General features: G+C 63.2%; 28 protein-coding genes and 1 pseudogene. 18 read left to right on the forward strand and 11 right to left on the reverse strand.

All coding sequences use genetic code 11. The annotated features are described in order from the left end of the window. Positions 1 to 4: 4 nt before the first annotated feature. Entirely contained in the window at positions 5 to 1,042 is a 1,038-nt protein-coding gene (gene hemH, locus HAP54_RS04430; RefSeq protein ID WP_166298889.1) for a ferrochelatase, read from the reverse strand. Positions 1,043 to 1,144: 102 nt separating this feature from the next. Between hemH and HAP54_RS04435 the strand changes: the two genes are divergently transcribed. Continuing rightward, positions 1,145 to 1,543 (forward strand): MAPEG family protein, encoded by a 399-nt coding sequence (locus HAP54_RS04435; protein ID WP_029077534.1) that lies wholly within the window; start codon positions 1,145 to 1,147, stop codon positions 1,541 to 1,543. 148 nt (positions 1,544 to 1,691) lie between these two features. Here HAP54_RS04435 and HAP54_RS04440 read toward each other — a convergent pair whose 3' ends face one another. Next, positions 1,692 to 2,819, reverse strand: coding sequence for a nickel/cobalt transporter (locus HAP54_RS04440; RefSeq protein ID WP_175619362.1), 1,128 nt, complete (start codon positions 2,817 to 2,819; stop codon positions 1,692 to 1,694). Between the two features lie 33 nt (positions 2,820 to 2,852). Here HAP54_RS04440 and HAP54_RS04445 point away from each other — a divergent pair, with 33 nt between their 5' ends. Beyond that, positions 2,853 to 3,710: an NAD(P)-binding domain-containing protein gene (locus tag HAP54_RS04445; RefSeq protein ID WP_224741375.1), complete on the forward strand. Its 858-nt coding sequence runs from the start codon at positions 2,853 to 2,855 to the stop codon at positions 3,708 to 3,710. A 114-nt stretch (positions 3,711 to 3,824) separates the two neighbouring features. Here the strand turns inward: HAP54_RS04445 and HAP54_RS04450 are convergent. After that, positions 3,825 to 4,591: pseudogene (locus HAP54_RS04450) on the reverse strand (IS5 family transposase). Between the two features lie 253 nt (positions 4,592 to 4,844). On the opposite strand from HAP54_RS04450, the gene HAP54_RS04455 reads away from it, so the two are divergent. The 6 genes from HAP54_RS04455 to HAP54_RS04480 all read left to right on the forward strand — a co-directional run bounded on the left by HAP54_RS04455 (position 4,845) and on the right by HAP54_RS04480 (position 11,783). After that, positions 4,845 to 5,081, forward strand: coding sequence for a hypothetical protein (locus tag HAP54_RS04455; RefSeq protein ID WP_166298891.1), 237 nt, complete (start codon positions 4,845 to 4,847; stop codon positions 5,079 to 5,081). After that, complete coding sequence (locus tag HAP54_RS04460; protein ID WP_249817996.1) at positions 5,078 to 5,284, forward strand: hypothetical protein; 207 nt, start codon at positions 5,078 to 5,080, stop codon at positions 5,282 to 5,284. The genes HAP54_RS04455 and HAP54_RS04460 overlap by 4 nt, the downstream gene beginning before the upstream one ends. A 187-nt stretch (positions 5,285 to 5,471) precedes the next feature. After that, positions 5,472 to 8,384, forward strand: a complete 2,913-nt coding sequence (uvrB, locus tag HAP54_RS04465) for an excinuclease ABC subunit UvrB (protein ID WP_166298892.1) — start codon at positions 5,472 to 5,474, stop codon at positions 8,382 to 8,384. Positions 8,385 to 8,528: 144 nt separating this feature from the next. After that, positions 8,529 to 9,455: a hypothetical protein gene (locus tag HAP54_RS04470; protein ID WP_166298893.1), complete on the forward strand. Its 927-nt coding sequence runs from the start codon at positions 8,529 to 8,531 to the stop codon at positions 9,453 to 9,455. After that, positions 9,416 to 10,362, forward strand: a protein-coding gene (locus HAP54_RS04475) for an IS630 family transposase (protein WP_166293531.1) whose coding sequence is annotated in 2 segments (ribosomal slippage) — positions 9,416 to 9,755 and positions 9,755 to 10,362 — 948 coding nt in all. Because the reading frame shifts where the segments join, the coding sequence is not laid out codon by codon here. The genes HAP54_RS04470 and HAP54_RS04475 overlap by 40 nt, the downstream gene beginning before the upstream one ends. A gap of 356 nt (positions 10,363 to 10,718) precedes the next feature. Beyond that, on the forward strand, positions 10,719 to 11,783 hold the full coding sequence (locus HAP54_RS04480) for an IS630 family transposase (RefSeq protein WP_166204319.1): 1,065 nt from the start codon (positions 10,719 to 10,721) through the stop codon (positions 11,781 to 11,783). 536 nt (positions 11,784 to 12,319) lie between these two features. On the opposite strand, the gene HAP54_RS04485 is transcribed toward HAP54_RS04480, so the two are convergent. Both HAP54_RS04485 and HAP54_RS04490 read right to left on the reverse strand, forming a co-directional pair. Next, positions 12,320 to 12,511, reverse strand: a complete 192-nt coding sequence (locus tag HAP54_RS04485) for a hypothetical protein (RefSeq protein ID WP_224741374.1) — start codon at positions 12,509 to 12,511, stop codon at positions 12,320 to 12,322. 141 nt (positions 12,512 to 12,652) lie between these two features. After that, positions 12,653 to 12,892 carry a hypothetical protein gene (locus HAP54_RS04490; protein WP_166298895.1) on the reverse strand — a complete coding sequence of 80 codons (240 nt, stop codon included), beginning with the start codon at positions 12,890 to 12,892 and terminating at the stop codon, positions 12,653 to 12,655. Positions 12,893 to 13,037: 145 nt separating this feature from the next. Between HAP54_RS04490 and HAP54_RS04495 the strand changes: the two genes are divergently transcribed. The 7 genes from HAP54_RS04495 (at position 13,038) to HAP54_RS04525 (ending at position 17,886) form a co-directional block, all read left to right on the forward strand. Beyond that, positions 13,038 to 13,850 carry a hypothetical protein gene (locus HAP54_RS04495; RefSeq protein ID WP_166298896.1) on the forward strand — a complete coding sequence of 271 codons (813 nt, stop codon included), beginning with the start codon at positions 13,038 to 13,040 and terminating at the stop codon, positions 13,848 to 13,850. 169 nt (positions 13,851 to 14,019) lie between these two features. After that, positions 14,020 to 14,463 carry a nuclear transport factor 2 family protein gene (locus HAP54_RS04500; RefSeq protein WP_166307424.1) on the forward strand — a complete coding sequence of 148 codons (444 nt, stop codon included), beginning with the start codon at positions 14,020 to 14,022 and terminating at the stop codon, positions 14,461 to 14,463. A gap of 121 nt (positions 14,464 to 14,584) precedes the next feature. After that, positions 14,585 to 14,845: a hypothetical protein gene (locus tag HAP54_RS04505; protein WP_166298897.1), complete on the forward strand. Its 261-nt coding sequence runs from the start codon at positions 14,585 to 14,587 to the stop codon at positions 14,843 to 14,845. A 446-nt stretch (positions 14,846 to 15,291) separates the two neighbouring features. Next, positions 15,292 to 15,726, forward strand: coding sequence for a nuclear transport factor 2 family protein (locus HAP54_RS04510; RefSeq protein ID WP_029083492.1), 435 nt, complete (start codon positions 15,292 to 15,294; stop codon positions 15,724 to 15,726). 285 nt (positions 15,727 to 16,011) lie between these two features. Next, complete coding sequence (locus HAP54_RS04515; RefSeq protein ID WP_166298898.1) at positions 16,012 to 16,947, forward strand: hypothetical protein; 936 nt, start codon at positions 16,012 to 16,014, stop codon at positions 16,945 to 16,947. A 154-nt stretch (positions 16,948 to 17,101) separates the two neighbouring features. Further along, complete coding sequence (locus tag HAP54_RS04520; protein ID WP_029083494.1) at positions 17,102 to 17,521, forward strand: hypothetical protein; 420 nt, start codon at positions 17,102 to 17,104, stop codon at positions 17,519 to 17,521. Positions 17,522 to 17,748: 227 nt separating this feature from the next. After that, on the forward strand, positions 17,749 to 17,886 hold the full coding sequence (locus tag HAP54_RS04525; protein ID WP_166298899.1) for a hypothetical protein: 138 nt from the start codon (positions 17,749 to 17,751) through the stop codon (positions 17,884 to 17,886). Between the two features lie 140 nt (positions 17,887 to 18,026). Here HAP54_RS04525 and HAP54_RS04530 read toward each other — a convergent pair whose 3' ends face one another. The 3 genes from HAP54_RS04530 to HAP54_RS04540 form a co-directional block, all read right to left on the reverse strand. After that, positions 18,027 to 18,170, reverse strand: coding sequence for a hypothetical protein (locus HAP54_RS04530; protein WP_224741373.1), 144 nt, complete (start codon positions 18,168 to 18,170; stop codon positions 18,027 to 18,029). A 193-nt stretch (positions 18,171 to 18,363) separates the two neighbouring features. Continuing rightward, a complete protein-coding gene (locus tag HAP54_RS04535) occupies positions 18,364 to 18,846 on the reverse strand; it encodes a MaoC family dehydratase (protein WP_166298900.1) in 483 nt (160 codons plus the stop codon). An 8-nt stretch (positions 18,847 to 18,854) separates the two neighbouring features. Then, positions 18,855 to 19,313, reverse strand: a complete 459-nt coding sequence (locus HAP54_RS04540; protein ID WP_166298901.1) for a MaoC family dehydratase — start codon at positions 19,311 to 19,313, stop codon at positions 18,855 to 18,857. Positions 19,314 to 19,628: 315 nt separating this feature from the next. On the opposite strand from HAP54_RS04540, the gene HAP54_RS04545 reads away from it, so the two are divergent. Both HAP54_RS04545 and HAP54_RS04550 read left to right on the forward strand, forming a co-directional pair. Further along, on the forward strand, positions 19,629 to 19,925 hold the full coding sequence (locus HAP54_RS04545) for a DUF4282 domain-containing protein (protein WP_029083497.1): 297 nt from the start codon (positions 19,629 to 19,631) through the stop codon (positions 19,923 to 19,925). A gap of 155 nt (positions 19,926 to 20,080) precedes the next feature. Beyond that, positions 20,081 to 20,224, forward strand: coding sequence for a hypothetical protein (locus HAP54_RS04550; protein ID WP_165127734.1), 144 nt, complete (start codon positions 20,081 to 20,083; stop codon positions 20,222 to 20,224). A gap of 185 nt (positions 20,225 to 20,409) precedes the next feature. Here the strand turns inward: HAP54_RS04550 and HAP54_RS04555 are convergent, their stop codons facing one another. From HAP54_RS04555 to HAP54_RS04565, 3 genes are all read right to left on the reverse strand, one after another. Continuing rightward, positions 20,410 to 21,090 (reverse strand): ParA family protein, encoded by a 681-nt coding sequence (locus tag HAP54_RS04555; RefSeq protein ID WP_029083498.1) that lies wholly within the window; start codon positions 21,088 to 21,090, stop codon positions 20,410 to 20,412. Between the two features lie 181 nt (positions 21,091 to 21,271). Then, positions 21,272 to 21,616, reverse strand: a complete 345-nt coding sequence (locus tag HAP54_RS04560) for a hypothetical protein (RefSeq protein WP_166214047.1) — start codon at positions 21,614 to 21,616, stop codon at positions 21,272 to 21,274. A 134-nt stretch (positions 21,617 to 21,750) separates the two neighbouring features. Beyond that, positions 21,751 to 22,080 carry a hypothetical protein gene (locus HAP54_RS04565; RefSeq protein WP_166298902.1) on the reverse strand — a complete coding sequence of 110 codons (330 nt, stop codon included), beginning with the start codon at positions 22,078 to 22,080 and terminating at the stop codon, positions 21,751 to 21,753. Positions 22,081 to 22,458: 378 nt separating this feature from the next. Between HAP54_RS04565 and HAP54_RS04570 the strand changes: the two genes are divergently transcribed. After that, positions 22,459 to 24,594 (forward strand): calcium-binding protein, encoded by a 2,136-nt coding sequence (locus HAP54_RS04570; RefSeq protein ID WP_166298903.1) that lies wholly within the window; start codon positions 22,459 to 22,461, stop codon positions 24,592 to 24,594. The last annotated feature ends 201 nt before the right edge of the window (positions 24,595 to 24,795 follow it).

Here is a 24,795-nt window from a genome sequence, read left to right on the forward strand (position 1 = left end):
CTTGTTAAATCCACCCTTGCAGCTCGCGCAGCACCAGCTGGCGGATCACGTCCATGCCGCCGTCGCTGTCGTTGAGGCAGGGGATAGCGGCGAACTGCTCCCCGCCATTGTGCCGGAAGATTTCCGCGTTCTCCTGCGCGATCTCCTCCAACGTCTCCAGGCAATCGGCGGAGAAGCCGGGCGTGACCACGGCCATGCGCCGCACGCCGTCCTTGGCCAGCTTCTCGACGGTCTTGTCGGTATAGGGCTGCAGCCACTCGGCATTGCCGAAGCGCGACTGGAAGGTGAGGATCAGCCTGTTGGCATCGAGCCCGAGCCGCTTGCGCAGCGCATTGGTCGTGGCAATGCACTGGGCCTGATAGGGATCGCCCTTGTCGACATAGTCCTTCGGCATGCCGTGGAACGAGGCGAGGATGATCTCGGGCTGGAACGACAGCGTCGCCAGATGCTCATTGATCGAGACCGCGAGCGCCTCGATGTAGTCGGGGTCGTCGTAATAGGGCGGCGTCACCCGCAGGATCGGTTGCGCGCGCATGGCGGCCAGCACGCGAAACGCTTCGTCGCAGACGGTCGCCGACGTCGCCGCGGAATATTGCGGATAGAGCGGCACCAGCAGCAGCCGGCCGCAACCTTGCGCCGCCAGCGCCTCGATGCGCTGCTTGATCGAGGGATTGCCGTAGCGCATCGCCCAGTCGACCACGACATGGTCGTGATCGGCGATCGCCTCCGCGAGCTTGTCGGCCTGCGAGCGCGTGATGGTCTTCAGCGGCGACTCGTTCTTCTCGGTGTTCCAGATCTTCAGATAGTCGCGCGCCTTGCGGGCCGGGCGGACGCGCAGGATGATGCCGTTGAGGATCAGCTTCCAGAGCAGGCCCTGATCCTCGATCACCCGCGGATCGGACAAGAATTCCTTGAGATAAACCCGTACCCCCGTGGCATCCGCGGTATCCGGCGTGCCGAGATTGACCAGCAGCACGCCGACGCGTTCCGACTTCGGCGCCGCGGCAGGCTTCGCGCTCTCGAAGGGGATGACCGTGCTCATGATCGCCTTGCGCTTGGGGTAGTTGGGCTTCGCGCGTTGCTCCAACCTTGTCAAGCCGAGTGCCGGTTGGCTACGCTCCCGTCCGGAATATGGGGAGGAACCATGACGATCGCCGAATGGTGCGTCTTCGGGACGCTGATGCTTTCGCTCCTGACGATCGTATCGGTGAAATGGGCCGGCATCCGCGGGTTCGACAATTCGAAGCCGCGCGATCCCGACTTCTACGACGACCCGATCCGCGCGCGGGCGCTCGGCGCCCACCAGAACGGCATCGAGGCCTTCCCGTTCTTCGCATTCGCCGTGCTGCTCGCCGAATTCCGCGTCGGCCCGCTGCGGCTGATCGACGAGCTCGCGGTGCTATTCCTGATCGTGCGGATCGCCTACGTCTTCACCTATATCGGCAACCGCCCGACTCTGCGCTCGATCCTCTGGAGCATCGGCTTCGCGATCAACATCGCGATCTTCTTCCTGCCCGCGATCCGGGGATACCTGACGAGCTGAGCCTGAATTCCGTCTCCTTCCCGTCATCCTGAGGAGCGCGCTCTTGCGCGCGTCTCGAAGGATGCACGGCCCGGCCGGTGGCCGTCGATCCTTCGAGATGCCTGCTGCGCAGGCTCCTCAGGATGACGGATCACTTGGAGTTAGAGCCCTAAAGGCACGTCGCCCGCTCGGCTGCGACGTAGCCGAACAAGAGCCCGAGCCCGAACAGCAGCACCAGAGCTGCGGCGGCGAATTCCAGGCCGCGCATGATGACCATGCCGCCGCCGTCGCGCGCCGCGCTCAGCCGCTCCGCCAGGCCGCGCGCCGACACCGCGACCAGCGCGATCGCGGCCACGGTGATGGCGGTGCCGAGCCCCATCACGAAGGTCGCGGCAATGCCGGCCCAGAACAGGCCCTGCGCCAGCGCGAACACCAGCACCAGGATCGCACCCGAGCAGGGCCGGATCCCGACCGTGAGGATCGCGCCGAGGCCGCGCCGCCAGCCGCCGGGACCGGCGAGCTCGGCCGGCGTCGGCCCGTGCGAATGGCCGCAATGCTCGTCATGGACATGCTGCGCGTCATGATCATGATCGTGACCGTGATGGTGATCGTGGTGATGATGGCCGTGATCGTCATGAGCATGGTCTTGGGCGTGACGATGATGGTGATCATGGCCATGGTCGTGGTCATGGTGATCGTGCTGATGCGCGCCGGCCATCGCCAGCGCCGGGCGCGGCACCTGCAGCGCGCGGAAGAAGCCGCCGCCCTTGACCCAGACCAGCCGGGCGCCGAACGCCGCGATCAGCGCGTAGCTTGCGATCTCGATCCCCTTCTCCGCCCCGCACATGGTCTTCGCCGTCGCATTGAGCAACCAGGCGCAGACGCCAACGATGAGAACGGCGACCAGCGACTGCATCAGCGCCGAGGCGAACGACAGCACGATGCCCCGTCGCGCAGTCTCGCGATTGGCGACCATGTAGGAGGAGATCACCGCCTTGCCATGACCGGGGCCGGCGGCATGGAAGATCCCGTAGGCAAACGAGATCGCAAGCAGCGTCCAGACCGCCGAACCGTCGGATTTCGCGGCGCGGATGGTCTGCGATATCTCGCGATAAAACTCCGACTGCTTGGCCAGCAGCCAGCCGATCAGCCCGCCCTGCGGCTCCGCCGCACGCGGCGCACCGAACGGATTTTGCGCCAGCAGCGCATGAACCGCACCATCGAGGAGCGCCAATGCCGCCAGCACGGCAGCGGAGACGGCGAGGCCGCGGGTCACGCGGGAGACGATCGGCGTCATGGGCACTCCACCGTGATCTTGTTGGCGAACATCATGGCGAAGTTGCCGGCCGTCGTCGCCACCGGCCCCTATCAGCGGCCGTTGCAGCCGGACATCCTGCGCGACGCCGATATCTTCCAGGTTCACGCCAGCGGTTACAAAAATCCCGCGCAATTGCCTGACGGCGCCGTGCTGGTGATCGGGGCCGGCGCCTCCGGCGCGCAGATCGCCGAAGAGCTCGCGCGCGCCGGCCGCCGCGTCCTGCTCTCGGTCGGACAGCACAGCCGGCTGCCGCGCCGCTATCGCGGCCGCGACCTGATCTGGTGGCTCGCCGAGATGGGCATCGACCAGCGGCCGGTCGAGGAACGCGGCCCGTCGCGCCTGCTGCCGGTGATCTCGGGCGCCCATGGCGGCCACACCGTCGACTTCCGCCGCTTCGCGGCCGAGGGCATCACGCTGCTTGGCCGCGTCAGCGCCTATCGCGGCGGCGTCATCACGATCGCGCCCGACCTTGCCGAGAACATCGGCAATGGCGACGCCTATTACGCGACGTTCCTCGCCATGGTCGACGACTTCATCGCCGCGCGCGGGCTCGATTGTCCGCACGATCCGGCCGCCCGCGCCCGCCTGCCCGACCCGGCCTGCCTCACGACGCCGCTGCGCGAACTCGACCTGCGCAGCGAGGGCATCACCGCCGTGATCTGGGCCACCGGCTACGGCCTCGATCTCGGCTGGATCGATATACCGGTGCTGGATGCCAACGGAGCACCCCGACACCGCCACGGCGTCTCCGACGTGCCCGGCCTCTACTTCCTCGGCCTGCAATGGCTGTCGCGGATGAAATCCTCGTTCCTGTCCGGCGTCGGCGACGATGCCGCCGATCTCGCCGACCACATCGCTGCTCGCGGCTAGAGCATGATCCGGAAAAGTGTGGGGCGGTTTTCCGGTAAGATCATGCTCAAATCAAAGAGCTAGAGCGGGATGACGATTCGAAGAAAAGTCATCGCGCTCTAGGTGGTGTGGACACTAGCGCATCCATAGAACGATGGCTGCGAGAGTGACGACGGCCCGGTAGTTCCGGGCCGTTTTTTCGAAGCGGGTTGCGACGCGGCGGAACTGCTTGAGCTTTGAGAAGCAGCATTCGACGAGATGACGCTGGGCATAGAAATGCTTGTCGAGTGGATATTTGAGCGCGCGTGACGGGTTGTTGGGGATCACGGCGAGCGCGCCTTTGGCGGCGATGGCTTGGCGCAAGTGATCGGCGTCATAGGCCGTATCGGCCATGACGACCTCGGCGGATAAGCCTTCGATCAATGCGGCGGCTTGCGGTGCATCGCCCTTCTGACCTGCGGTGAGCGTGAACCGCACCGGACATCCCAAGCCTCGAACGGCCATATGTATCTTGGTGCTCAGGCCGCCGCGCGAGCGGCCGATCGCTTGATCTTCCGCTTGATCTTCAGACCCCCCTTTTTGGCGCCGGCGGCGTGCTGATGCGCCCGAACGATGGTGGAATCGACGATCAGATATTCGAAGTCCGGATCATCGGACATCGCCTCGAAGATCCGCCACCAAACACCCTTGATGCTCCATCGACTGAAGCGCCGGAACACGCTGTTCCAGTCCCCAAACACCTCCGGAAGATCGCGCCAGGGAGACCCCGTACGCACGATCCACAGCACACCTTCCACGAACATCCGGTTGTCGCGCCCGGTGGAGCCCTTCTGATCGGGGCGCCCTATGATCAGCGGCGCTATCCGCTCCCACGCCGCGTCGCTCAATACCAAACGGTCCATCACACCCAAGGCGGCCTCCCCAAAAGCAGCCTTGAATCTGATTTGCTCCTAAAAGGGAATCCTTAGAGTCCACACCACCTAGCGCATTTTCGAGCGAATTGGGTATCGGCTCGCGCGAAGAAAACGTCAAAAACGAAAGCTGGAATCCGGGTTCCATTGCTCCGCACAAATAAACCCGGCGGCTTGTGATCTGCTTCACATTTACCCCCGCGCGCCCGTGTTTCCCTTGAGCAGGGCATCCCGAGGTCGCGCAATGATTTACAGCGGTTTTGAGATCAAGTCGTTTGAGGTGGGGAAGGGGCAATGGCACGCCAGGATTCAACGGATCGATCAAAGGCCGGTCGTCATCGATGGCATTCTGTTTCCGATGCTCGACATCGGCTTTGCGTGGTCCGATCCGGATGCGGCGATCGCCGACGCGAAGAAAACTATCGACCGGTTCCCACAGCGGTCTGGCATGACACTGCCGGTGGCCGAGGTATCGGCGTGACCGGTAACGTGGTGGTCGCCGTCGTCCCGCAATGCGAGCCGGATCCGGTCTGGCCGGCGCAGGTCAGAACCAGCTGCCCGGAATGCGCCGCGCCGCTGTCGCTGCTGCGGGTCATTCCCGGCCGCGCCGCCGACTACTGGACCATGCGCTGCGACGGCTGCGGCGGAATCCATCTCGACATCGTCGACCGGCCGCGGGCCTGAGGCCCACCAACTCTCGCCACGCACGCTGTGCACCTCCCCCGCAAGCGGGAGAGGCAGCCGAGTTCCGATGCGGCGGCATCACGGACTGAGGCCCTGCTGACACCCTGCTGTCAGCAGCCTCGCCAACACGCCAATCCGCGCGCCCTTTGCCCTTTTCTCGCTGCCGGACTCGCCCCATATTCGGCGTATGGCGAAGACACCGAACACTCCGAAAAAGCCCGGCAAATCCCCCAAATCCAAGGCGCACCGGCCCGACGTCCAACCGATCGGGCCGGCGCTGGCTGAGCTGCTCAATCCCGCGATCAATCGCGGCGATGCCGGCATGGGCTCGGGCACCGGCCTGCAGCCGCCGCCGGACAATTCCCGGGACCGCCGCGCCGGCGGCGAGGCCGCCGCGCATCGCGCGCGGGCCTCGACGCGCGAGACCGGCGAAGACGTGGCGAGGCGCGATACGACAGGCCTCGGCGAGGCCCCGCAGGCCAATTACGGCACCTCGGCCACCATCCCGACCCTCGATCCGGAGCTGGCGCGGCAGCTCGGCCTGCCGACCGCCGAGGATGACGACGAGGCGCTGGCGCGGCCGCCGCGCAGCAAGATGGAGGCGCTCGGCGTCAAGGCCACCGCCGACGCGCTGGAGAATTTGATCCGCGACGGCCGTCCGGAATTCCGCAAGGACGACGGCTTGACGCGGGTATGGACCCCGCACCGCCCGCCGCGCCCGGAGAAATCCGAAGGCGGCGTGCGCTTCGAGATCAAGTCCTCCTACGAGCCGAGGGGCGACCAGCCGACCGCGATTGCGGAGCTGGTCGAAGGCATTGAGCGTAACGACCGCACCCAGGTGCTGCTCGGCGTCACCGGCTCGGGCAAGACCTACACCATGGCCAAGGTGATCGAGGCGACGCAGCGCCCCGCCATCATCCTTGCGCCCAACAAGACGCTGGCCGCCCAGCTCTATGGCGAGTTCAAGAGCTTCTTCCCCGACAACGCCGTCGAGTATTTCGTCAGCTATTACGATTACTACCAGCCGGAAGCCTACGTTCCGCGTACCGACACCTACATCGAGAAGGATTCCTCGATCAACGAGCAGATCGACCGCATGCGCCACTCGGCGACGCGTGCGCTGCTCGAGCGCGACGACGTCATCATCGTCGCTTCTGTCTCCTGCATCTACGGTATCGGCTCGGTCGAGACCTACACCGCGATGACGTTCGCGCTGAAGAAGGGCGAGCGCATCGACCAGCGGCAGTTGATCGCCGATCTCGTGGCGCTGCAATACAAGCGCACCCAGGCCGAGTTCACCCGCGGCACCTTCCGCGTCCGCGGCGACGTCATCGACATCTTCCCGGCGCACTATGAGGACCGCGCCTGGCGCGTGAACCTGTTCGGCGACACCGTGGAGAATATCGAGGAGTTCGATCCGCTCACCGGCCACAAGCAGGACGAGCTCGAATTCATCAAGATCTACGCCAACTCGCACTATGTGACGCCGCGCCCGACGCTGGTGCAGGCGATCAAGTCGATCAAGAGCGAGTTGAAGATGCGGCTCGACCAGCTCAACGACCAGGGCCGCCTCTTGGAGGCGCAGCGGCTCGAGCAGCGCACCACCTTCGATCTCGAGATGATGGAGGCGACTGGAAGCTGCGCCGGCATCGAGAATTATTCGCGCTACCTCACCGGGCGCCTTCCCGGCGAGCCGCCGCCGACGCTGTTCGAATATGTGCCCGACAACGCGCTGGTGTTCGCCGACGAAAGCCACGTCACCGTGCCGCAGATCGGCGGCATGTTCCGCGGCGACTTCCGCCGCAAGGCGACGCTGGCCGAATACGGCTTCCGCCTGCCCTCCTGCATGGACAACCGCCCGCTCCGCTTCGAGGAATGGGACATGATGCGGCCGCAGTCGGTCGCGGTGTCGGCGACGCCGAGCGGCTGGGAGCTGAACGAAAGCGGCGGCGTGTTCGTCGAGCAGGTGATCCGCCCGACCGGCCTGATTGATCCTCCCGTCAATATTCGCCCTGCGCGCACCCAGGTCGACGACCTCGTCGGCGAGGTCCGCGCCACCGCGCAGGCCGGCTATCGCTCGCTGATCACGGTTCTCACAAAACGCATGGCGGAGGACCTCACCGAATATCTGCATGAGCAGGGCATCCGCGTGCGCTACATGCACAGCGATATCGACACCATTGAGCGCATCGAGATCATCCGGGATCTGCGCCTCGGCGCGTTCGACGCGCTGGTCGGCATCAACCTGCTGCGCGAGGGCCTCGACATTCCCGAATGCGCGCTGGTCGCGATCCTGGATGCCGACAAGGAAGGTTTTTTGCGCAGCGAGACCTCGCTGATCCAGACCATCGGCCGCGCCGCGCGCAATGTCGACGGCAAGGTGATCCTCTATGCCGACCAGATGACCGGCTCGATGGAGCGCGCCATCGCCGAGACCAACCGCCGCCGCGAGAAGCAGGTCGAGTACAACGAGGCCCACGGCATCACGCCGGAGAGCGTCAAGAAGTCGATCGGCGACATCCTCAACTCGGTCTACGAGCGCGACCACGTGCTGGTCGAGATCGGCGACGGCGGCATGGCCGACGACGTGATCTCGATCGGGCACAATTTCGAGGCCGTGCTCAGCGACCTCGAAACACGGATGCGCGAGGCCGCGGCCGATCTGAACTTCGAGGAAGCCGCCCGCCTGCGCGACGAGGTCAAGCGGCTGCGCGCCACCGAAATGGCCGTGGTCGACGACCCCACCGCCAAGCAGCGCAACGTGCAGAAGCAGGCCGGCGCCTATGCCGGCACCCGGAAATACGGCGATGCCGCCAACCTGCCGGTGGCCGCGCTGAAGAACAAGACCGCGCAGACCTCGATCAAGGCAAGCCGCGGCGGCAAGTCCGGCTCACGCGTGCACAAGCCCGACCTCGACGAGATGCACGGCCCGGAATCGCTACCCTTCCGCCCGAGCGGCGCGCTGCCAGCGAAGCCGTTCGGCACGACGAGCCGGATCATCCAACCGACGGATTCGCGCCAGTCGGGGCCGGAGTTCGGGCCGGCGCCGCGGAGCAGCGGAGGTGCCCCGGGGAAGCGGGGTGGGTGGAAGAAGCGGTAGGCGTCGAGTCTATGGCGCTTCGGTTACCCAATTTTCATTGCCGCCAATTGAAGCGCTACTCAAGTAAGTGAGGTGGCTTTACGATTTTTGGACGGTCTCAGATACTTCGTTGATCTGGACGCGATTCGCTACAATCAGGGATAGATGGCGCACGTACCAAAACATAGGCCGGGTAGCTTCACCAAGAACTTCGCATGGGGCGGAAAGGGCTTCAAGAACCTACACGACGCGATCCGCTCAGGATACAGCTCGACGCTGACGACAGTCCCACGGGACGTTTGGCGGAAGAGTTCGGGCATCAACGATTCGTCGCTCGACCTAATTCCAGTTAATTTTTTTCTACACAATCTTAAGGGGCGAATGTCGGTCGATGAGCTTGTTTTCCAAGCTCTCCGGCGTCCGCATAGCAGCGACTTTGATCGCTTAGCGCTTTTCACATTTCACCTCAATAGAGTGGGTACACCTCCGCTCAAAGGACCGTCACGGCCGGCTCTTTGGGCAAGCGAATTTGTGAAGCGTGTTCTGTGGCGAAACGGTGCTTGGCAGACTGCTGCGCTTAGTCAGGCAAGGCTGGATGGCTTCATCGCGGCGAGCATGATTGGTCAAAGCGACGTCAGAACAAAGTCACGGAATAACTACCGGCATTTTTTTGAGCTTGCTGGCTATCTACCCACAGCAACCGCGACAATTAACACCGGCGCTCCCAGTTGGATGGCGTCCGCGCTTTTTCTGGCATGGGATCGGCACATCTTAGACGGCGGTAAAACGGGAGAGACCGAACTTCTTGCCTATGTCAGAACTGAGGAGCTTTCCGAGGGGAAGGACTTCCGCCGCCTACGCGTGATGCTGAAAGCTGGGGAGGTTTTCGAGATCGCGATCCTTGCGCATGATGCCCTCCATTGGTCTGCGAACACGGCCAATCGCCGCGGCGCTCAGCTAGAGCATTTTCCGACCGGAATGAATCGGGTGGGGATTCCCAAAACGGCGCGAGTCAGATTCAAGCTGCATGCTGGCGAGGGAGGCCAGCATGTATGGCCAGGGCGCTTTCGGTTGATCTTCGTCAAAGGGTGATAGCCGCGATTGACGGTGGCATGTCCTGTCGACAGGCTGCTGAGCGCTTTGGTGTCAGCGCGGCCAGTGCGATCCGCTGGCGCGGTCGCCTCAAGGAAGTTGGCGACATCGTTCCTAAACGCCAGGGCGGTGACCGCAAATCGCAGCGCATCGAAGCGCATTCGCAATTGATTCTGGAGGCAGTGACAGCGAAGCCGGATATCACGCTCGCCGAGTTGCGAGAACTGTTGAAACGTCGTGGAATATCGACTGGCATCGCGTCGCTCTGGCGTTTTTTCCAGCGCAGAAAGATCACACTTAAAAAAAGACAGCGCACGCCGCCGAGCAACGGCGCGGCGATATAAATGCCGCGCGTGAGGAGTGGTTCGAAGGGCAAATCGATCTTGACCCTGAGCGTCTCGTCTTCATCGACGAAACCAGCGCCAACACCAAAATGGCGCGGCTTTACGGCCGCTCGCCACGCGGCGAGCGATGTCGTGCAGCTATCCCACACGGACATTGGAAGACGACGACATTCACCGCTGGATTGCGCTCCGACGGTCTGATCGCGCCGCTTGTTCTGGACGGTCCAATGGATGGCGACGCTTTCCTGGCCTACGTCGAGCAATTGCTCGCCCCATCGCTGCGGCCGGGCGATACCGTTATCATGGACAACTTGCCCGCTCACAAGGTCCATGGCGTTCGAGAGGCCATCCGGGCGGTCGGAGCAAGCCTGCTCTATCTTCCGCCCTACAGTCCAGACTTCAACCCGATCGAAATGGCCTTCTCTAAACTGAAAGCCCTGTTGCGGGCCGCCGCAGCGCGCACCATGCCCGATCTCTGGCAAGCAATCGCCAACGCTCTCAAGCGCTTCTCACCCGAGGAATGCCAAAATTATCTCGTCGCGGCTGGTTACGACGCAACGTGATCGGAAAATGCTCTAGCACCGTGAACGCCAATTTGAAAGCGGCGTCAGAAGGCATGCGCGAACCGTGCGGCTTGACGGGTTTCGCCGCGCTCTACCATCCTCCTACGCGCCGTCAAGCTTCGGCAAATTGTTCGGCTTTTCAGAATTTCACTTGACACCTGACCCAACTCAGATGTTCAATGCTCCCATCTCACCCGATCGAGGGGCGCTTCGCGGTCGTCACGAACGCGGCGTGGGATGCGGTGGACGCCGAGCGTGGTGCTGACGAGAGCACGCGAAGCGGACGGTGAAGTCGTGTGGTCCTGACGCCCTAGTACCTACTGTTCTTAAAGCGTGAGTCGTGATTCAAGGTCGGGATGATACCCGAAGCAAGAGAAGTCCACCTTTCGAGGAAAGATCGCAAGGTGCTTGAGGCGTGTTGCCGCTCCCCGGTGACGTTGCAGCGCGATTTGAAGCGGGCGCGGATAGTTCTGTTGGCGGCGGATGGACGCAGCACTCGGTCGATCGCCAAGGAAGTTGGGGTCCAGCCGCGGATTGTCAGCCTTTGGCGGCATCGCTATGCCGACCAAGGCCTTGAAGGGCTGCAAGACAAGCCGCGACCGGGCAAGCAGCCAATCTATACGAAGGCCACCGACAAGCGGATTCTGAAGCTGCTGGACAAGCCGCCGCCGGACGGGTTCGCACGCTGGACCGGGCCCCTGCTGGCCGGGGCGCTGGGCGATGTTGACGTCCAATATGTCTGGCGGTTCCTGCGCAGCCACAAGATTGACCTCGCGGCTCGTAAGTCCTGGTGTGAGAGCAACGACCCGAACTTTACGGCCAAAGCCGCCGATGTTGTCGGCCTCTATGTCGCCCCGCCCGCGAAGGCCATTGTGCTGTGCGTGGACGAGAAGCCCTCGATCCAGGCTTTGGAGCGAGCGCAGGGTTATCTGAAGTTGCCCAATGGCCGCGCCTTGACCGGCCAGAGCCACGATTACAAGCGGCATGGCACCACAACATTGTTTGCGGCGCTCGAAGTCGCCACCGGAAAGATCATCGCGGCGCATTCAAAACGCCGACGCCGCGTCGAGTTTCTCGACTTCATGAACAGCGTCACCGCGGCTTTTCCGAACCGGAAGCTTCACGTCATCCTCGACAACCTCAACACCCACAAGAAGAACGAGCATTGGCTCAAGGCCCACCCCAACGTGCAATTTCATTTCACGCCGACAAGTGCGTCTTGGCTCAATCAGGTCGAGGTATGGTTTTCGATCTTGCAGGGGCAGTCGCTCAGCGGCACCTCCTTCACAAGCCTCACGCAGCTTCAGGAGCACATCGATGCCTACGTCAACGCATACAACGACAGAGCCGAGCCCTTCGTCTGGACCAAGAAAAAGGTCCGTCAACGCCGTTTCAAAGGCCGCCGTATCACTCAGCTCTGATTCTGGGTACTAGTGGCCGGTGTCCCCTTGCAAGACGCAATTGCGTCTTGTGAAGGCGGTGACAAACAAGCCAAGTCTCGCCGGGGTACACCTGTGGTCCTACCCCCGAGCTTTCTACCCATTGCTCGGGGCCCATGGGTGCGATCGGCACCCGGCTTTCCCTGCGCCCTCTGCAAGAGAGGGTGAGACGAAGAGCAAAGCTCGGGCAATTCGTGTCGCGAGAATGCGAAGGCGCGTCCCCACCACATCTGTCATCGCCCGGCTTGACCGGGCGATCCAGTACGCCGCGGCCATTCGGCTCAAGCACCGGCGTCTCTGGAATACTGGATCACCCGCATACGCGGGTGATGACACCGTACAGGCTGTTTGACATGTGAATCGGAATCTCATCGTCGTCCTGGCGAAAGCCAGGACCCATTGCCACGATGAGAGTTGTTGCGCGACGCCGGGGCCGCGGCCCGGCTCACAACATATGACGGTGGTTATGGGTCCTGGCTTTCGCCAGGACGACACCGAGGGTGTGGCGCGGCTGTGCTCTACCCCGACCGCCTGTTGCTGGTGTTCTGGATCAGATTGCCGTGCGCGGCCTGCTCGCGGATGTTGTGCTTCTCGTCGTCGCGATGGCCCTTGGTGGTGTCGAGGGGAACGGTGGGGGCGCTGCCGGGGCCCTTGTGGCTCTGGTTGTCGGCGGGAACGGGCTGGATGTTTCCAGTCTTTGGTTTCGTCATCATCGTCTCCGTTACGCGACGAGACAACGCCGCCGGTGCGGGCGGCGTTCCCGGAACGTAACTTTGCGTTCCGGAACGTAACTTCACGTTCCGGAACGTAACTTCACGTTCCGGAAACGCGACTTCACGACTGATCGTGCTCTACAGCTTTTCCTGCTGCGAGGGCTGCGCCTGCCGCTGCTGTTGCTGGCGTGCCTGCTCCTTGGCGTGATGGCGGCCGTAGAGGCATCCGGCGGCGGCGCCGAGTACGCCGTGATGGCCGGCATAGTGGCCGGCGACGCCACCGACGATCGCGCCCTTGATGCAGCCCTTGGCGTCGGCGGGCGACGTGGCGGCAAGCGCAGTGACGGCAATGACGGACGCGAGAACGATCGATTTCATGATGTGGCTCCAATGCAATGCTGCCGCATCAACGGCGAAGCGGCCCCGCAGGTTCCCGCCCCCCGTCTCTACAGAAAAACCGCTGCGGATTCCTCCAGATCATGCTCTAAATGCCGCCGCATTGCGGACATCGCGTTTCAGAAACATGTGCAAATCGAAGACTGCCCTCCTCGCGCCGGCACTTTGCGCGGCGATCCTCGTCATCGCGAGCACCGCCCGCGCACAGGACAAAGACCGCGCCCTGCTTTCGACATTCTGCGCGGCCGCCAACATCAAGGGATCGGCCTGCACGCGGGCAACATCCTATCCGCACGGCGAAGGCCGCGCCTGCGACGTCAAGCTGACCGAGGAGCGCTATGCCGGACGCTTCCTCGCTGATCATGCGCTGCTTGTCGTCAACTATGAAAGCGAGTGCGAGCCACACGCGACCGATTTCGGCGGCGTCGCCTTGTTCGAGCAGAGCGGCAAGGCGGCCCGCTTCATCCGCTTTCTGCCCGGCGCGCAGGGCCATGACTGCATCGTGACGCCTAAGGACGAGCGGCAGGATGCGCTGATCTGCGCGGTCGGTCACATGGGCCAGGGCATCCTCGAAAGCGCCGTGGCGCGGATGGCGTTTTCCCAAAAGTCCGGCAAGCGCATCGAGATTGCGCCCGACTTTTTGATGAGGGCCGAGGATGCAGTCAGCGCCTATGGCGCCAACGTCGTGATGTGCAACGAAGGACCGAAATATTTCGGCCTCTCCAACCTCGCCGCCGGCCCGCGCCAGAACACCGTGGCGGTCGACGTCGACTATGCCGACGACGAGACCATCCGCACCGCCTGCGGCGAAGGCTTTCCGAAGCCGAAGGAGCTGTACCACGACCTGCTGCCCGGCGAGGCCTTCGTGCCGGAAGGCTATGAGAAGAAGAAGCGGTTCATCATCGACCTCGTGACCGGCAAGGCCGCGCCGTCGGATTAAGGCCACGCCGTCGGATGAGATGCGCGCCATAACGGCCGCCGCGGCACAATGCACGCGCAAGTTGCCGAACCTAATCGCGTTTCGCGCGTCAAACATGTGGTTGATTGTGGAACGCTTCGGTTCACAATGTGAGCCGAGGGCGAGTCGGATGGAACCGGCGGAGTCGATCATGGGCGAGGATTTGAACCGGCAACGCATCCTGAACTTCCTCGACGTCTATTATGCCGGCGGCATCGAGGGCGCGCTCGAGCACTGCAGCGACGACGTCGCCTTTCTCGCCAATGCGCCGATCGACATCCTGCCCCATATGGGCCAGCACCGCGGCAAGGCCGCGCTGCGCCAGATGTGGACCACGATCCACGAGCGCTATTCCGAGATGCGCTACGAGGCGCCGATCGTAGTGGCCCAGGGCGACCGGGTGGCGGCGCAGCTGCGCGTGTTCTTCCGCAAGCGCCACAACCGGCGCGTGGTGCAGTTCGACGTCGCCGTGTTCTACACGCTGCGCGACGGCAAGATCATCGAGATCCGCGAGATCATCGACACCTACGACCTGATCCAGCAGGTGCTGGAGCGCGATCTCGCCGCGGCGCTGCTCGGCCAGAACGCGGAGTAGTCCCGAAAGCCAGAGAAGATCCCGGCGCCGTCAGGCACGCAATTTTGCACGCCGGCGTTGAACCTCGAAGGCCCGGCAAAGACCTATCACTGGGCTTGTTGCGGTCGGGGCTGAAATCACCATGAAAATCGCATTGCTCGCTGTGCTTGGTCTTGCACTGGGCGCCCTTGGCGGCGCCGCTCTCGGCATCGGCGCCGGGCTCAGCTGGATCGGACTGGCCAGAACCTCGGGTCTCGACAGCGGAACGCTGGTGTTCTTCACCTTCATGCCGCTCGGCGCCGCGATCGGCGGCGTCGGCGGCGCGCTGCTGTTCGCGGTGGTCGCGATCCGCGACGCCGAGATCGTGATCGAGCGGCAGCCGGTGCGGCAGCGCGACCGCTGAATTGCGAAAGCGAATCTCACTCGTTACGTAAGGTGAGCACGCACGTCAGGCTCCCTCCCCCCTTGCGGGGGAGGGTTGGGGAGAGGGGTGAGTCCCGGGCGAGACGGTCGACGTCAGCGTCGATGTTGCAATTCCAGCCTCGCATCGTTGAGATGCAATTTGAGAGAGATTGCCGAGTGGCCACCCCTCTCCCTAACCCTCCCCGCAAGGGGGAGGGAACCCTGCCGCCGGTGCGTCCCTCACTGGCCCGCCTGATGCGCCAGCAGGCGGCGGTCACATTCCGGTAAAATTCCGCGCAATTGTGCATTGCAAAAATGTCATTTGCGTTTTCGCCCTTCCGGACTATTTCAGGCAGCAATAGCGATGTGCAGCAACCTGGCGGGCGTCGGCGCTGACCTCCTGCCATTCGTTTGCTTTGAAACTCCAGTTTCCAGGACCAGACCAAAATGACAGAGCACAGCCTCTGGCGTTTTTCGCGCGCGTTGCATCGCGCGATCAACGAACGCCAGCTTGCAGACGTCGAGCCGCTGCTCGATGACGAGGTCGAATGGGCCATCTATGGACCGATCGATCTGTTTTCCTTCTTCGGCTCGCGCCGCGGCAAGGCCGCGGTGCTCGAGGTAATCAAGCAGATCGGTGAGAACCTCAGGGTTCACCGCTTCGACCGGGAATCGATCATGCTGGGAGCGGATACGGCGGCTTCGATGCTGCGCTATTCGCTGACGGCCCTGGACTCCAACAAGCCGATCTCGCTCCGGATCGCGCATTTTGCGCAGTTCAAGGCCGGCAAGCTCACGAGCTTCCGCGTGCTGGTCGACAGTTTTGACCTGGTCGAGCAGACCGTCGGCTATCCGATCCATTTGCCCCGGATCGCGGTCTAACCCCGCCCCGATTTCACGCCTTCGTCATGTCCGGGCCAAAAGCGCGAAGCGCGCCTTCGCGTTCGGCTCTCCGGGCGGGACGCGGCCGGTTTTGCCAGCCCCGAACCGGCCGCACGGGGACGCCCTGTGGGCGCGCTCGCGCTCGTCCCGGACATGACGATCACATTGACGGTCACATTGGCAGTCACTTGCGATCACGCCGCTCTCACTTGCCTCCAGCGGCCCGTTGCCACAATTTCGCACCACGAAAACCGCATACTGCGGCTCTGGAATTGCGGGCTGGGAATGACCTCTACATCACGATTTGGCTGGGCGCGGCTGCCGGTAGCGGCGGCCGGCTTCAGCATGGCGATGGCGCTTGCGGCCGCCGCGCAGAGCCCGCCCTTGCAGATCACTCCCCCGGCCCAGGATAACGTTCAAGATGGCGCTGCGGCCGACGAGGCGCCGCCGGCGGCCGATGCCAATGGCGCCGACATCCTGAAGGACATCGACGAGAGCAAGCTCGACTGGAGCCAGCTCGACACCGACTCCACCAGCCTGCCCACCCTGGCGCCGAAGAACGCGGCCAAGCGCGGCAGCGTCGCCGCCAACGATCCGGCCTGGTCCACCAACCGCAACGGCAACGGCTCGTCGGCGGTGTCGGTCAAGCAGTCGGTCTCGCCGTTCCTCGACACCCGCATCGGCGCCGACATGACGGTCGCCAAACAGGGCACGATGACGACATCCGAGCAATTATCGGAACGGCTCGCCAATGGCGCCAGCCTGCCGCAATCCGGCGGCTCGGCCTGGGCGTCGATCTCGGCGGGCGGCGTGGCCTCGATCTGGGACAAGACCTCGGTCGAGGCACGGGTCGATCCGGGCGCGGACCAGAGCAAGATCGGCACCTCCCTGAGCAAGTCGGTGCCGCTCTCGGAGCAGTATTCGCTGACCCTGCAAAACGGCTACAACGTCATCCAGCAGGGCGCGGTCCCGGTGCCCGGCATCGCCAGCCACCCGTCGCGCAGCTACGACACCGATCAGTCGGCAACCCTCTCGGTGAACGACTCCGGCACCAGCATCACCGCAGGCCAGACGCAGTCGACCTCCGACGACAAATGGCTGCGCCGGATCGGCGCCGAGCAGAAGCTGTTCGACGGCGTCACCGTCTCCGGCTCTGTCGGCGAGACCTCCCAGGGCACGACCAACAGGAGCATCAGCGCCGGCTACAAGCGAACGTGGTGAACGATCTGTTAGCCCTGTCGCGCTAATGATCAGGCATTGCCCCAACTTGGCCCAGATGCGGTCAAATTCGGCGGCACTGATAGGTCCGTAACTTCATCAATTCGTCGTGCGGGGGACAAGCCGCGCTTCGCTATTGCGAACCAGGGGAAAGCCGATGAACGCCACCAACCGTACCGAGGAAGCCGAAACGGAGACTTCCGAGGTCGACACCAACCTCGCCGCGGTCTCGGAGGTCGAAGCCGGCATCCGCGACTTCGTCCGCAACGACATCGCCTATCTGCGCCGCCCGGTGGCGAGCCCGGAGACCGCGCCGACCGATCCGAACACCGATGCCACCGTCAACAACGTCAACTCGCTGATCCAGCGCGTCGCCGGCACCTCGCTCGCCGAGATCGAGAAGCTGATCGGCGAGCTCGAGAGCCTGCGCGATTTGCTGCATGCCGAGGGCCAGCGCGTCCAGCGCGAGATCTCCGGCTATGCCCAGCTCAGCCAGGCCGCGATGAAGTCGACGCGCATGATCGCCGACAACGTCTCGCAGTGGAAGCGCGCCGCCGACGGCCTGCGCAACAGCTGATCCGGATCAGTCGTCAAGACTGAAAGCCGCCGCCCCCGAACCGGAGGCGGCGGCTTCGTATTTCATGCCCTGATATCAACGCAGAACGATTCGTTATTCAGCGCGGTGTAAATTCCGCGACGTCAATTCTTGCAGAACTTGATTTGAACTTTAGATGCCGAGCCCGCGTCCAATCCGGAGCAGACGTCCGGACCGCGCCTGGTGGGGCGCCCATTTGGAGACAATTCATGCAGAGCGTCCGGCCGGATAACGCCGATCCGATTCCGCTGCGCCAGCCGCGGCAAGGCATTGGCACGATCATGATCCGGTTTATCGGACTGTTGGCGGCCGCGACCGTCTTGATGGTGCTGATCTGGAATCGCTAAAAGCGCTTCGCGTGACTGGAATGCGCTCGACGAGAAGCCGAGCTTGATCCGGGGAAGTGTGACGCAGCCTACCGATAGATCACATTGAAAAAATAAACTCGGCCGGCGCTCCCTGAGCGCCGAGGGCTATGGACGCTGAATCAGCGATCGATGCTCGCGGTGGTTTCGAAGGAATAATTGCCGTCGGCAAAGCCCTTCACGACCATTCCGGTCGCCAGCATCACCACAAGCGTGACCGTCGCGAAGATAATGCCGACGAGTTTCAGCGCGCTGCGATCTGCCATTGTCATCCCCAAAGTCTTCGTCAGGAGTTCGTGCCCTCAAACCATAAGGCAGGGACAAAGGTTCAGAATGCGTTAGCAAAAAATGAGTTCCACGCAATGCACAACTGCGTCGGCCAGCAGAAGTAATCTGCTAACCATGGCGTCCGTGCAACATCAGAGGCGTGCGGGTAACATCAGAGGCGTGCGGGTAACATCAGGAACCGGGATTGCGCCGCGGCACGAAGGCGGTCGCCAGGAACGAGAACACCATCTCATTGCGCTGATTGATGCCGGTGTTGCGCGCCTGGAGGATGCCCCATTCGGGCCGTTTCTCCGAGGTGCGCTTGGTCTCGATCTGGTTGGTGAAGCTTATGGTGTCGCCTGCCAGCACCGGGCGGATCCAGCGCAGCTCGCGGAAGCCCGGCGAGGGTCCCCAGACCGCGACCGTCTCGCCGCGCGCGGCAGCTTCCGCAGCAAGCTGCTTGCCGTCGGCGACCAGCAGCTTCATGCAGACGCTGGCGACATGCCAGCCCGACGCAGCAAGCCCGCCGAACAGCGAGTTGCGCCCCGCCTCCTCGTCGAGATGGAAGCGCTGCGGATCGAACTGCGCGGCAAAGCGCTTGATGTCCTCAGGCGTGAAGGTGAAGGAGCCGAACTCGCGGCGCGCGCCGATCTCGATGTCTTCAAAAAAGCGCATGACCTCTCCTATGCGCTCGCAGCGTCACGGCGGCTGATGATGATCGGCGACTCCATCTCGCACAGCATCTCGCCGCGCGCGTTGCGGATCGTGCCTTTGAAGGTGACGATGCCGGTCTCGGGCCGGCTCTTCGAGACGCGCGCCTCGACCACGTCGACGTCCAGCGTCAAATCGTCGCCCGGACGCAACGGCGCCACCCAACGCATCTCGTTGACCCCGGGCGAGCCGAGCGAGGCGGTGCGGCCGATGAAGCCGTCGAACAGCATCCGCATCATCAGCGAGCCGAGATGCCAGCCTGAGCCCGACAGGCCACGGAGCATGGATTTCTTCGCCGCCTCCTCATCGAGATGCATCGGCTGCGGGTCGAATTCGGCGGCGAAGCTAAGGATTTCCTCGCGCGACACATGGCGGGGGCCGAACGTGCCGAAATGGCCGGGCTTGAAGCATTCGAAGGTGAGCGTGGTCATGGGGTAAGGATAAGCCGGAAGGAAGCCCGATTGTGGCCGTTATTTGCGGCAATCACAACCGGCCCACTCGCATAGCTCGCCCCTGGACTGCCGGCGCCCGGTCCGGGGCTCGCCTTTGGCGGGACAGACTGGGCTTCTGCGGTTTCGATCCCGATGGTGCGGCCGGCGCTGTGGCGCCGTCCCGAACCATTGGCCCGGCCAAAGGCCTCGTCCTGATGGGCGCCTCCTCGCAGGCGGCGGGGATGAAGTGCTAACGCCGGGGATGACGCAGTAGGATGCGATGCGAATCATATTTCGGCGGCCGGGAGAGCCATGATGTTCGATTTCCAGGATCTGTTTCAGTGGGACCGCTTCATCACGCCCACGATCATCAAGACGTTCTACTGGCTCGTGATCGCGGTCATCGTGCTGTTCGGGATCTCCGGCATCCTGTGGAGCCTCACCGCGATGGCGATCAGCCCGTTCGTCGGCTTCATCCAGCTGCTCGCGTCGATCGCCAGCATGTTCGTCGGCATCGTGTTCTCGCGCATCGCCGCCGAATTCATCCTGATCGTGTTCCGGATCAACGAGCATCTCGGCGCGATCCGCGACCGGGACGGAGCGATGCACTGAGGCGCAACGCCTCCGGCCCGACGGGGCCTGCCGGGCGAGCCGTGGTTAATCCGAAGTAGCACAAGCGCGAAAATGCCCGCGAATTTCCGACCGGGATTTTAAAGCCGCTCGCGTATCAGCCTCTGCATTGCGCTTAAGACCAACGCGGGGGCGTCGTGAATTCGAGGAATGGTTTTGCCGTGAGGCCGGCTGCCGAGCCGGGCTTTACGACCGAGGATATTTTATGGGCTGTCGGCATCTGGTCGGTGATCCTGACCCTGGCGCCTGTGATCGTATTCTATCTGCTGATGGTGGCGTAGCGCCCTGTCATTCCGGGGCATGCGAACCATGAACCTCAGATGCGCAATTGCGCATCGGGGAATCTCGAGATTCCGGGTTCGATGCTCACGCATCGCCCCGGAATGACATCTCACTGTTCAAGCATGATCGCGCAAAAAACGCGCGAGAGCCGCGCGTTCTTCCAGTTCGAACGGAAGCGGCGTTGTTACGCCGCCTGCTTGTGCATCGCGCCGGAGGCCGACGCCGTGCCGCGGATCGCCTTGATCGAGCGTTCGATCGCGGCCCACAGCCGAGTGACCTCGGCGGCGGCGCGGCCTTCCGCATAATATTCGCGGGCGCCTTCACCCTGGCCGAGCGCCATCAGAAGGTCGGCGCGGTTGGTGATCTGGCCGCTCCACACCGGAGCGCGGAATTTCGCCAGCGCCTCGCGCGCGATCGCGACGATCCGGCTTTCGGCGTTGTCACGCTGCGCGGGCGCGCCGTTGATCACGACGGCGTAGGGCTTGCGCATCGAGCGGCAGGTCTGGATCGTTTCCTGCACCGCGTTGACGTCGAACACGCCGGGCCGCGCCGGAATGATCACCATCGTGGCGTTCTTGATGGAGTCGTCGACCACGGCCGAGAGATTCGGCGGCGTATCGATGAACACCCACTCGATGCCGTCACGCTTGGCCTGAGCGATGATCCCGGCGACCGAATTCACCGCCGTCTTGATCGCGGGCTCGTTGGTGCCGCGCAGCTTGTGCCAGAGAGTCAGCGAGCCCTGCGGATCGGCGTCGATCAGCAGACATGGCTTCGTTGCCTTGTGCACTTGCGCGGCGAGGTGAGCAGCCAGGGTACTTTTCCCCGAGCCCCCCTTACGCGAAGCGAAAACAATCACGTTCATACCTTGGCCTCCAGATTGACCCCAGGAGGCGAAAATGAATCAGCACGCTGATTCGCGAAAGAAGAAACTTCTTGCAATCCGCAAAGTGGCCAAGATTACCGGTGCGTTCTGCTTTTTGAGTCACACTTCATCTATGACACAACTGCAAATGGAAGCGCTAAGCGCTTGATTTGACTCATCGCTAACGTTTTTCGGCAGCTTTGGCCCGCTCGCGCTCGGTCCATTTGCGCTCGATCCAGCCGAGCAATTGCGCTGTGGGTTTCTGCAGGAACGGCACATCCTGTGCGAACAAAAGGAGTCCGAGCGGCAGCATCCAGAGTCCGAGCACCGGCAGGAAGCTGAAGATGCCGCCGATGATCAAAAGGAACGCCAACGGAATCCGCACATAGCGCGACGACGGCTTGCGCAGCCACGCGACGAAGCGCGAGGGGCCACGCGGAAGCTTGGCCTCGAACCAGGCGAAGTGCCGATCGATCTCTTGCTTGTAGTATTCGCTCACACGTCCCACTCCACCCGTTTCGCCCATCGCGGAAACGGAGTTTGCAATGAACACAGCCCCACAGATGATGCTGCGTGACAGCGTCACAAGGCGTCAGTCTGTCGCGCATCGCAGCCTTGAAATGGCCGCCACGTAATCTAGCGCGCGGGATGGGAACCGCCTTAGTTGACCGGCTTCTTCGCCTTGCGCGATTTCGTGGCCTTGCGCTTGGCAGCGGCCGGCCGCCGCTCCACGCGCTCGCGCGCCTCACGCGGCTCGGGACCGGCGCGGAAGAATGCGCGGCAGGCCGGCGAAAGCTGCGCCTTGTTCCTGATCATGCAGGCGGTGATGCGATCGACATCGGGAATCTCCGGCCCGCAAAGCCGAAACGCGTCAGGCGTACAGGCCTGCTGCTGGTCGGGCGTGTAAGCCTCGCCTCGGTCCGGCAGCAGCAGCGCTGCAAGCCCGAGCATCAACGCAAACGAAAAACTCCTTGCACCGGCGGTCCCCATGCGCGTCCCCCCAAAGGTGTCATAAAGGCGTCGTTTAAGGCGTCGTTTCACCGATAGTGGGTGAACACACATTGAATCGCAAGCGGGCGAGATGACACGGCCGGAACAGTTGCTGCACCGCACGAGGATGCCTCACCTCCACCATCGGCAGTTTCGTCGTCGCCGAGAGCAATCGTCATTCGAAAGTTGGTGCGACCCATGGTCGCTCATCGGGACCAAAACTACCCTGGATATTGCGCGTCCCGTTGCAAACAGTGTTCAAGCATGTTCGAAATCATGCCGCTGGTGAATTTGAAGGCCGGCGGGTCTCACTGCACGGCAAGAAATTGCGACCCCATTTTTGATCGCATCGACCGTGCCTAGCTGGAGGAATGAGTCATGGGTAACGTTTGGCGGCCCCCGGTGCTTATCGCGAGCGTGCAGCCCAACCCTCCAGCCAACGGCGTCGACAACGGCACCAATGGCCTGGGTTCAACCGCGCTGGCCGCCATCGGCAACGACCAGATGGCGATGGTCTACCTGCAAGGTGGCTATGCCAACTTCCCGGACCTCATGTACCAATCCGTCGTGCTGCAGCGGGTCGATCCGCTCGGCAATACCAGCGGGACCCCGATCACGATCGCCAGCAGTGCTGTCAGCCCGACCCTGATCGGCTCGGTCGTTTCGACGCCCGACGTGACCACGCTTTCCAATGGATCGGTCGCCGTTTCCTACACGTTCGGATCCTACAACGCGGGCACGCTGCGGACCGATGTGTTCGCGAGGATTGTCGCGCCCGACGGTACCGTAGGAGCGGAAATCAAACTCAATACCACCGCGGGCAACGAAACCAACGCAACGATCACGGCCGTGGCAGGCGGCGGATTCCTTGCCGTCTGGCAAGACGCTCTTTCCTCTGGACCGGGCGGCGTCGGCGGCGACGGCGCCAGCTCGGGCATCAGCGCGCAGCTGTTCGATGCCGCCGGAAACAAGGTCGGTACCCAATTCACCGTCAACACGACGACCGCAGGGAGTCAGACCAACCCGTCGGCGACGACGCTCACCAATGGCAACATCCTGGTCAGCTGGATCAGCGGCGCCAATGTCGAAGCGCAGATCTACACCTCGGCAGGCGTCCCCGTCGGGACGGAGATCACGCTGTCGACTGCGCCCGGGCCCAGCGCTTCGGTCGGCTACGACAAGGTTGTCGCGCTCTCCGGCGGCGGCTTCGCGCTGGTTCGCGACTACACCAATTCGATCATCATCGCCCTCAATCCGGTGATCGACGTCCAGATTTTTGACGCGACGGGAACGGCGGTCGCACCGGCCCTCCAGATCGACGGCGTCGGCACCGGCTATTTCATCACCTCGATCGACGCAGCCGCGGCGACCGACGGCGGCGTGACCGTGACCTATAGCGACAATGATGCGTTCCTTGGCCTGACCGCGGTCAGCCGCTACCACATTGCGAGCACCGGAACGCTTGCAGATGCCAGCACGGTGACGACCACGTCGACCAACACGTCCGCGATCGGCGCTGCCGCGATCGGCATGTACGGCGACGGACGCGAACAGATCATCTGGGACCAGCGCCAGCCCGGCTTTGCCGATACGTTGCAGGAATCGATCTACGACGATCGCAACACGACGACGTTTTTCGCGACAGCCGCGCAACCGACCGCGGTCGGCAGCATTTCGAATGACTCGGTCTACGGCCATGCCGGCTCGGACACGCTGTATGGTTACACCGGCAATGATATTCTTGTTGGCCAGGGCGGTGACGACATCGGCTATGGCGGCGACGGCAACGATTATTTCTATGCCGGTGCCGGAAACGACATTTTGTACGGCGATGCAGGCCTCGACGTGCTGCTGGGCGAAGCCGGTAACGACGTTCTCTACGGCGGCACCGGCTTCAACTACCTCTATGGCGGCAGCGGCAACGATATTGTGGTCGGTTCGGGAGGCGCCGGTCCCAGCGACGTCAACGTGATGTACGGCGACGATGGCGCCGATCTGCTCTACGGCGGCGCCGGCACCAACTACTTCTATGGCGGCGCCGGCGTCGACACGATGTATGGCGGCTCCGGCCTCAACATCTTCATTTCGTCGGGCGAGACCGACGGCAATGTGATTCATGGCGGCTCGGGCCAGAACTATGTCTATGGCTCGAACGGCGGCGACACCGTCACGGGCGGCACCAATGTCGACGTTTTCCTGATGGGCTCGGGCGCAGACAGCATCACGGGCGGCGGCGGCGTCGACTACGCCTGGGGCGGCCTCGGCAGCGATACCTTCACCATCAACGACTCGACCTCCGAAGTGATGGTGATCCAGGACTTCAATGCCGGCGGCGTCAACGACCTCATCAATTTCGCCGGCACATCGCTGCATTCCTTTGCGGACGTCCAGGCTGCCTCGTTCTACGTGGCCGGCACCAACACCACCATCATCACCGATGCCGCGGGCAATGCGGTCTGGCTCACCGGTGTCGCGCCGGGACAGCTGAGCGCGGGCATGTTTCAGTTCAGCTGAGCGCTTCGGCCAGGACGAGGCATCTACGAGGCATCTGCACCAGCTTGCTCTGCGCCGGGCTGTGAGCAAATGTTGCTGTTCGTTGCTAAGCATTGCGGGTGGCCTCACATCACGCCTTCAACGATGCGCCGGGCGTCCGGGTGATCCAGGACCGGGATTCGCCCGGCGACGTGGTGCAATTCCGTGGTGCATTCAATGGCT

The sequence above is a fragment of the Bradyrhizobium sp. 2S1 genome (assembly GCF_011516625.5).
In the GTDB taxonomy this organism is placed as follows: Bacteria; Pseudomonadota; Alphaproteobacteria; order Rhizobiales; family Xanthobacteraceae; genus Bradyrhizobium; species Bradyrhizobium septentrionale.

Excerpts from the sequence above, each read along its gene's own strand:
- hemH (WP_166298889.1), bottom strand. The coding sequence starts at position 1,042 with ATGAGCACGGTCATCCCCTTCGAGAGCGCGAAGCCTGCCGCGGCGCCG.
- HAP54_RS04435 (WP_029077534.1), top strand. The coding sequence starts at position 1,145 with ATGACGATCGCCGAATGGTGCGTCTTCGGGACGCTGATGCTTTCGCTC.
- HAP54_RS04440 (WP_175619362.1), bottom strand. The coding sequence starts at position 2,819 with ATGACGCCGATCGTCTCCCGCGTGACCCGCGGCCTCGCCGTCTCCGCT.
- HAP54_RS04445 (WP_224741375.1), top strand. The coding sequence starts at position 2,853 with ATGGCGAAGTTGCCGGCCGTCGTCGCCACCGGCCCCTATCAGCGGCCG.
- HAP54_RS04455 (WP_166298891.1), top strand. The coding sequence starts at position 4,845 with ATGATTTACAGCGGTTTTGAGATCAAGTCGTTTGAGGTGGGGAAGGGG.
- uvrB (WP_166298892.1), top strand. The coding sequence starts at position 5,472 with ATGGCGAAGACACCGAACACTCCGAAAAAGCCCGGCAAATCCCCCAAA.
- HAP54_RS04470 (WP_166298893.1), top strand. The coding sequence starts at position 8,529 with ATGGCGCACGTACCAAAACATAGGCCGGGTAGCTTCACCAAGAACTTC.
- HAP54_RS04480 (WP_166204319.1), top strand. The coding sequence starts at position 10,719 with ATGATACCCGAAGCAAGAGAAGTCCACCTTTCGAGGAAAGATCGCAAG.
- HAP54_RS04485 (WP_224741374.1), bottom strand. The coding sequence starts at position 12,511 with ATGACGAAACCAAAGACTGGAAACATCCAGCCCGTTCCCGCCGACAAC.
- HAP54_RS04490 (WP_166298895.1), bottom strand. The coding sequence starts at position 12,892 with ATGAAATCGATCGTTCTCGCGTCCGTCATTGCCGTCACTGCGCTTGCC.
- HAP54_RS04495 (WP_166298896.1), top strand. The coding sequence starts at position 13,038 with ATGTGCAAATCGAAGACTGCCCTCCTCGCGCCGGCACTTTGCGCGGCG.
- HAP54_RS04500 (WP_166307424.1), top strand. The coding sequence starts at position 14,020 with ATGGGCGAGGATTTGAACCGGCAACGCATCCTGAACTTCCTCGACGTC.
- HAP54_RS04505 (WP_166298897.1), top strand. The coding sequence starts at position 14,585 with ATGAAAATCGCATTGCTCGCTGTGCTTGGTCTTGCACTGGGCGCCCTT.
- HAP54_RS04510 (WP_029083492.1), top strand. The coding sequence starts at position 15,292 with ATGACAGAGCACAGCCTCTGGCGTTTTTCGCGCGCGTTGCATCGCGCG.
- HAP54_RS04515 (WP_166298898.1), top strand. The coding sequence starts at position 16,012 with ATGACCTCTACATCACGATTTGGCTGGGCGCGGCTGCCGGTAGCGGCG.
- HAP54_RS04520 (WP_029083494.1), top strand. The coding sequence starts at position 17,102 with ATGAACGCCACCAACCGTACCGAGGAAGCCGAAACGGAGACTTCCGAG.
- HAP54_RS04525 (WP_166298899.1), top strand. The coding sequence starts at position 17,749 with ATGCAGAGCGTCCGGCCGGATAACGCCGATCCGATTCCGCTGCGCCAG.
- HAP54_RS04530 (WP_224741373.1), bottom strand. The coding sequence starts at position 18,170 with ATGGCAGATCGCAGCGCGCTGAAACTCGTCGGCATTATCTTCGCGACG.
- HAP54_RS04535 (WP_166298900.1), bottom strand. The coding sequence starts at position 18,846 with ATGCGCTTTTTTGAAGACATCGAGATCGGCGCGCGCCGCGAGTTCGGC.
- HAP54_RS04540 (WP_166298901.1), bottom strand. The coding sequence starts at position 19,313 with ATGACCACGCTCACCTTCGAATGCTTCAAGCCCGGCCATTTCGGCACG.
- HAP54_RS04545 (WP_029083497.1), top strand. The coding sequence starts at position 19,629 with ATGTTCGATTTCCAGGATCTGTTTCAGTGGGACCGCTTCATCACGCCC.
- HAP54_RS04555 (WP_029083498.1), bottom strand. The coding sequence starts at position 21,090 with ATGAACGTGATTGTTTTCGCTTCGCGTAAGGGGGGCTCGGGGAAAAGT.
- HAP54_RS04560 (WP_166214047.1), bottom strand. The coding sequence starts at position 21,616 with ATGGGCGAAACGGGTGGAGTGGGACGTGTGAGCGAATACTACAAGCAA.
- HAP54_RS04565 (WP_166298902.1), bottom strand. The coding sequence starts at position 22,080 with ATGGGGACCGCCGGTGCAAGGAGTTTTTCGTTTGCGTTGATGCTCGGG.
- HAP54_RS04570 (WP_166298903.1), top strand. The coding sequence starts at position 22,459 with ATGGGTAACGTTTGGCGGCCCCCGGTGCTTATCGCGAGCGTGCAGCCC.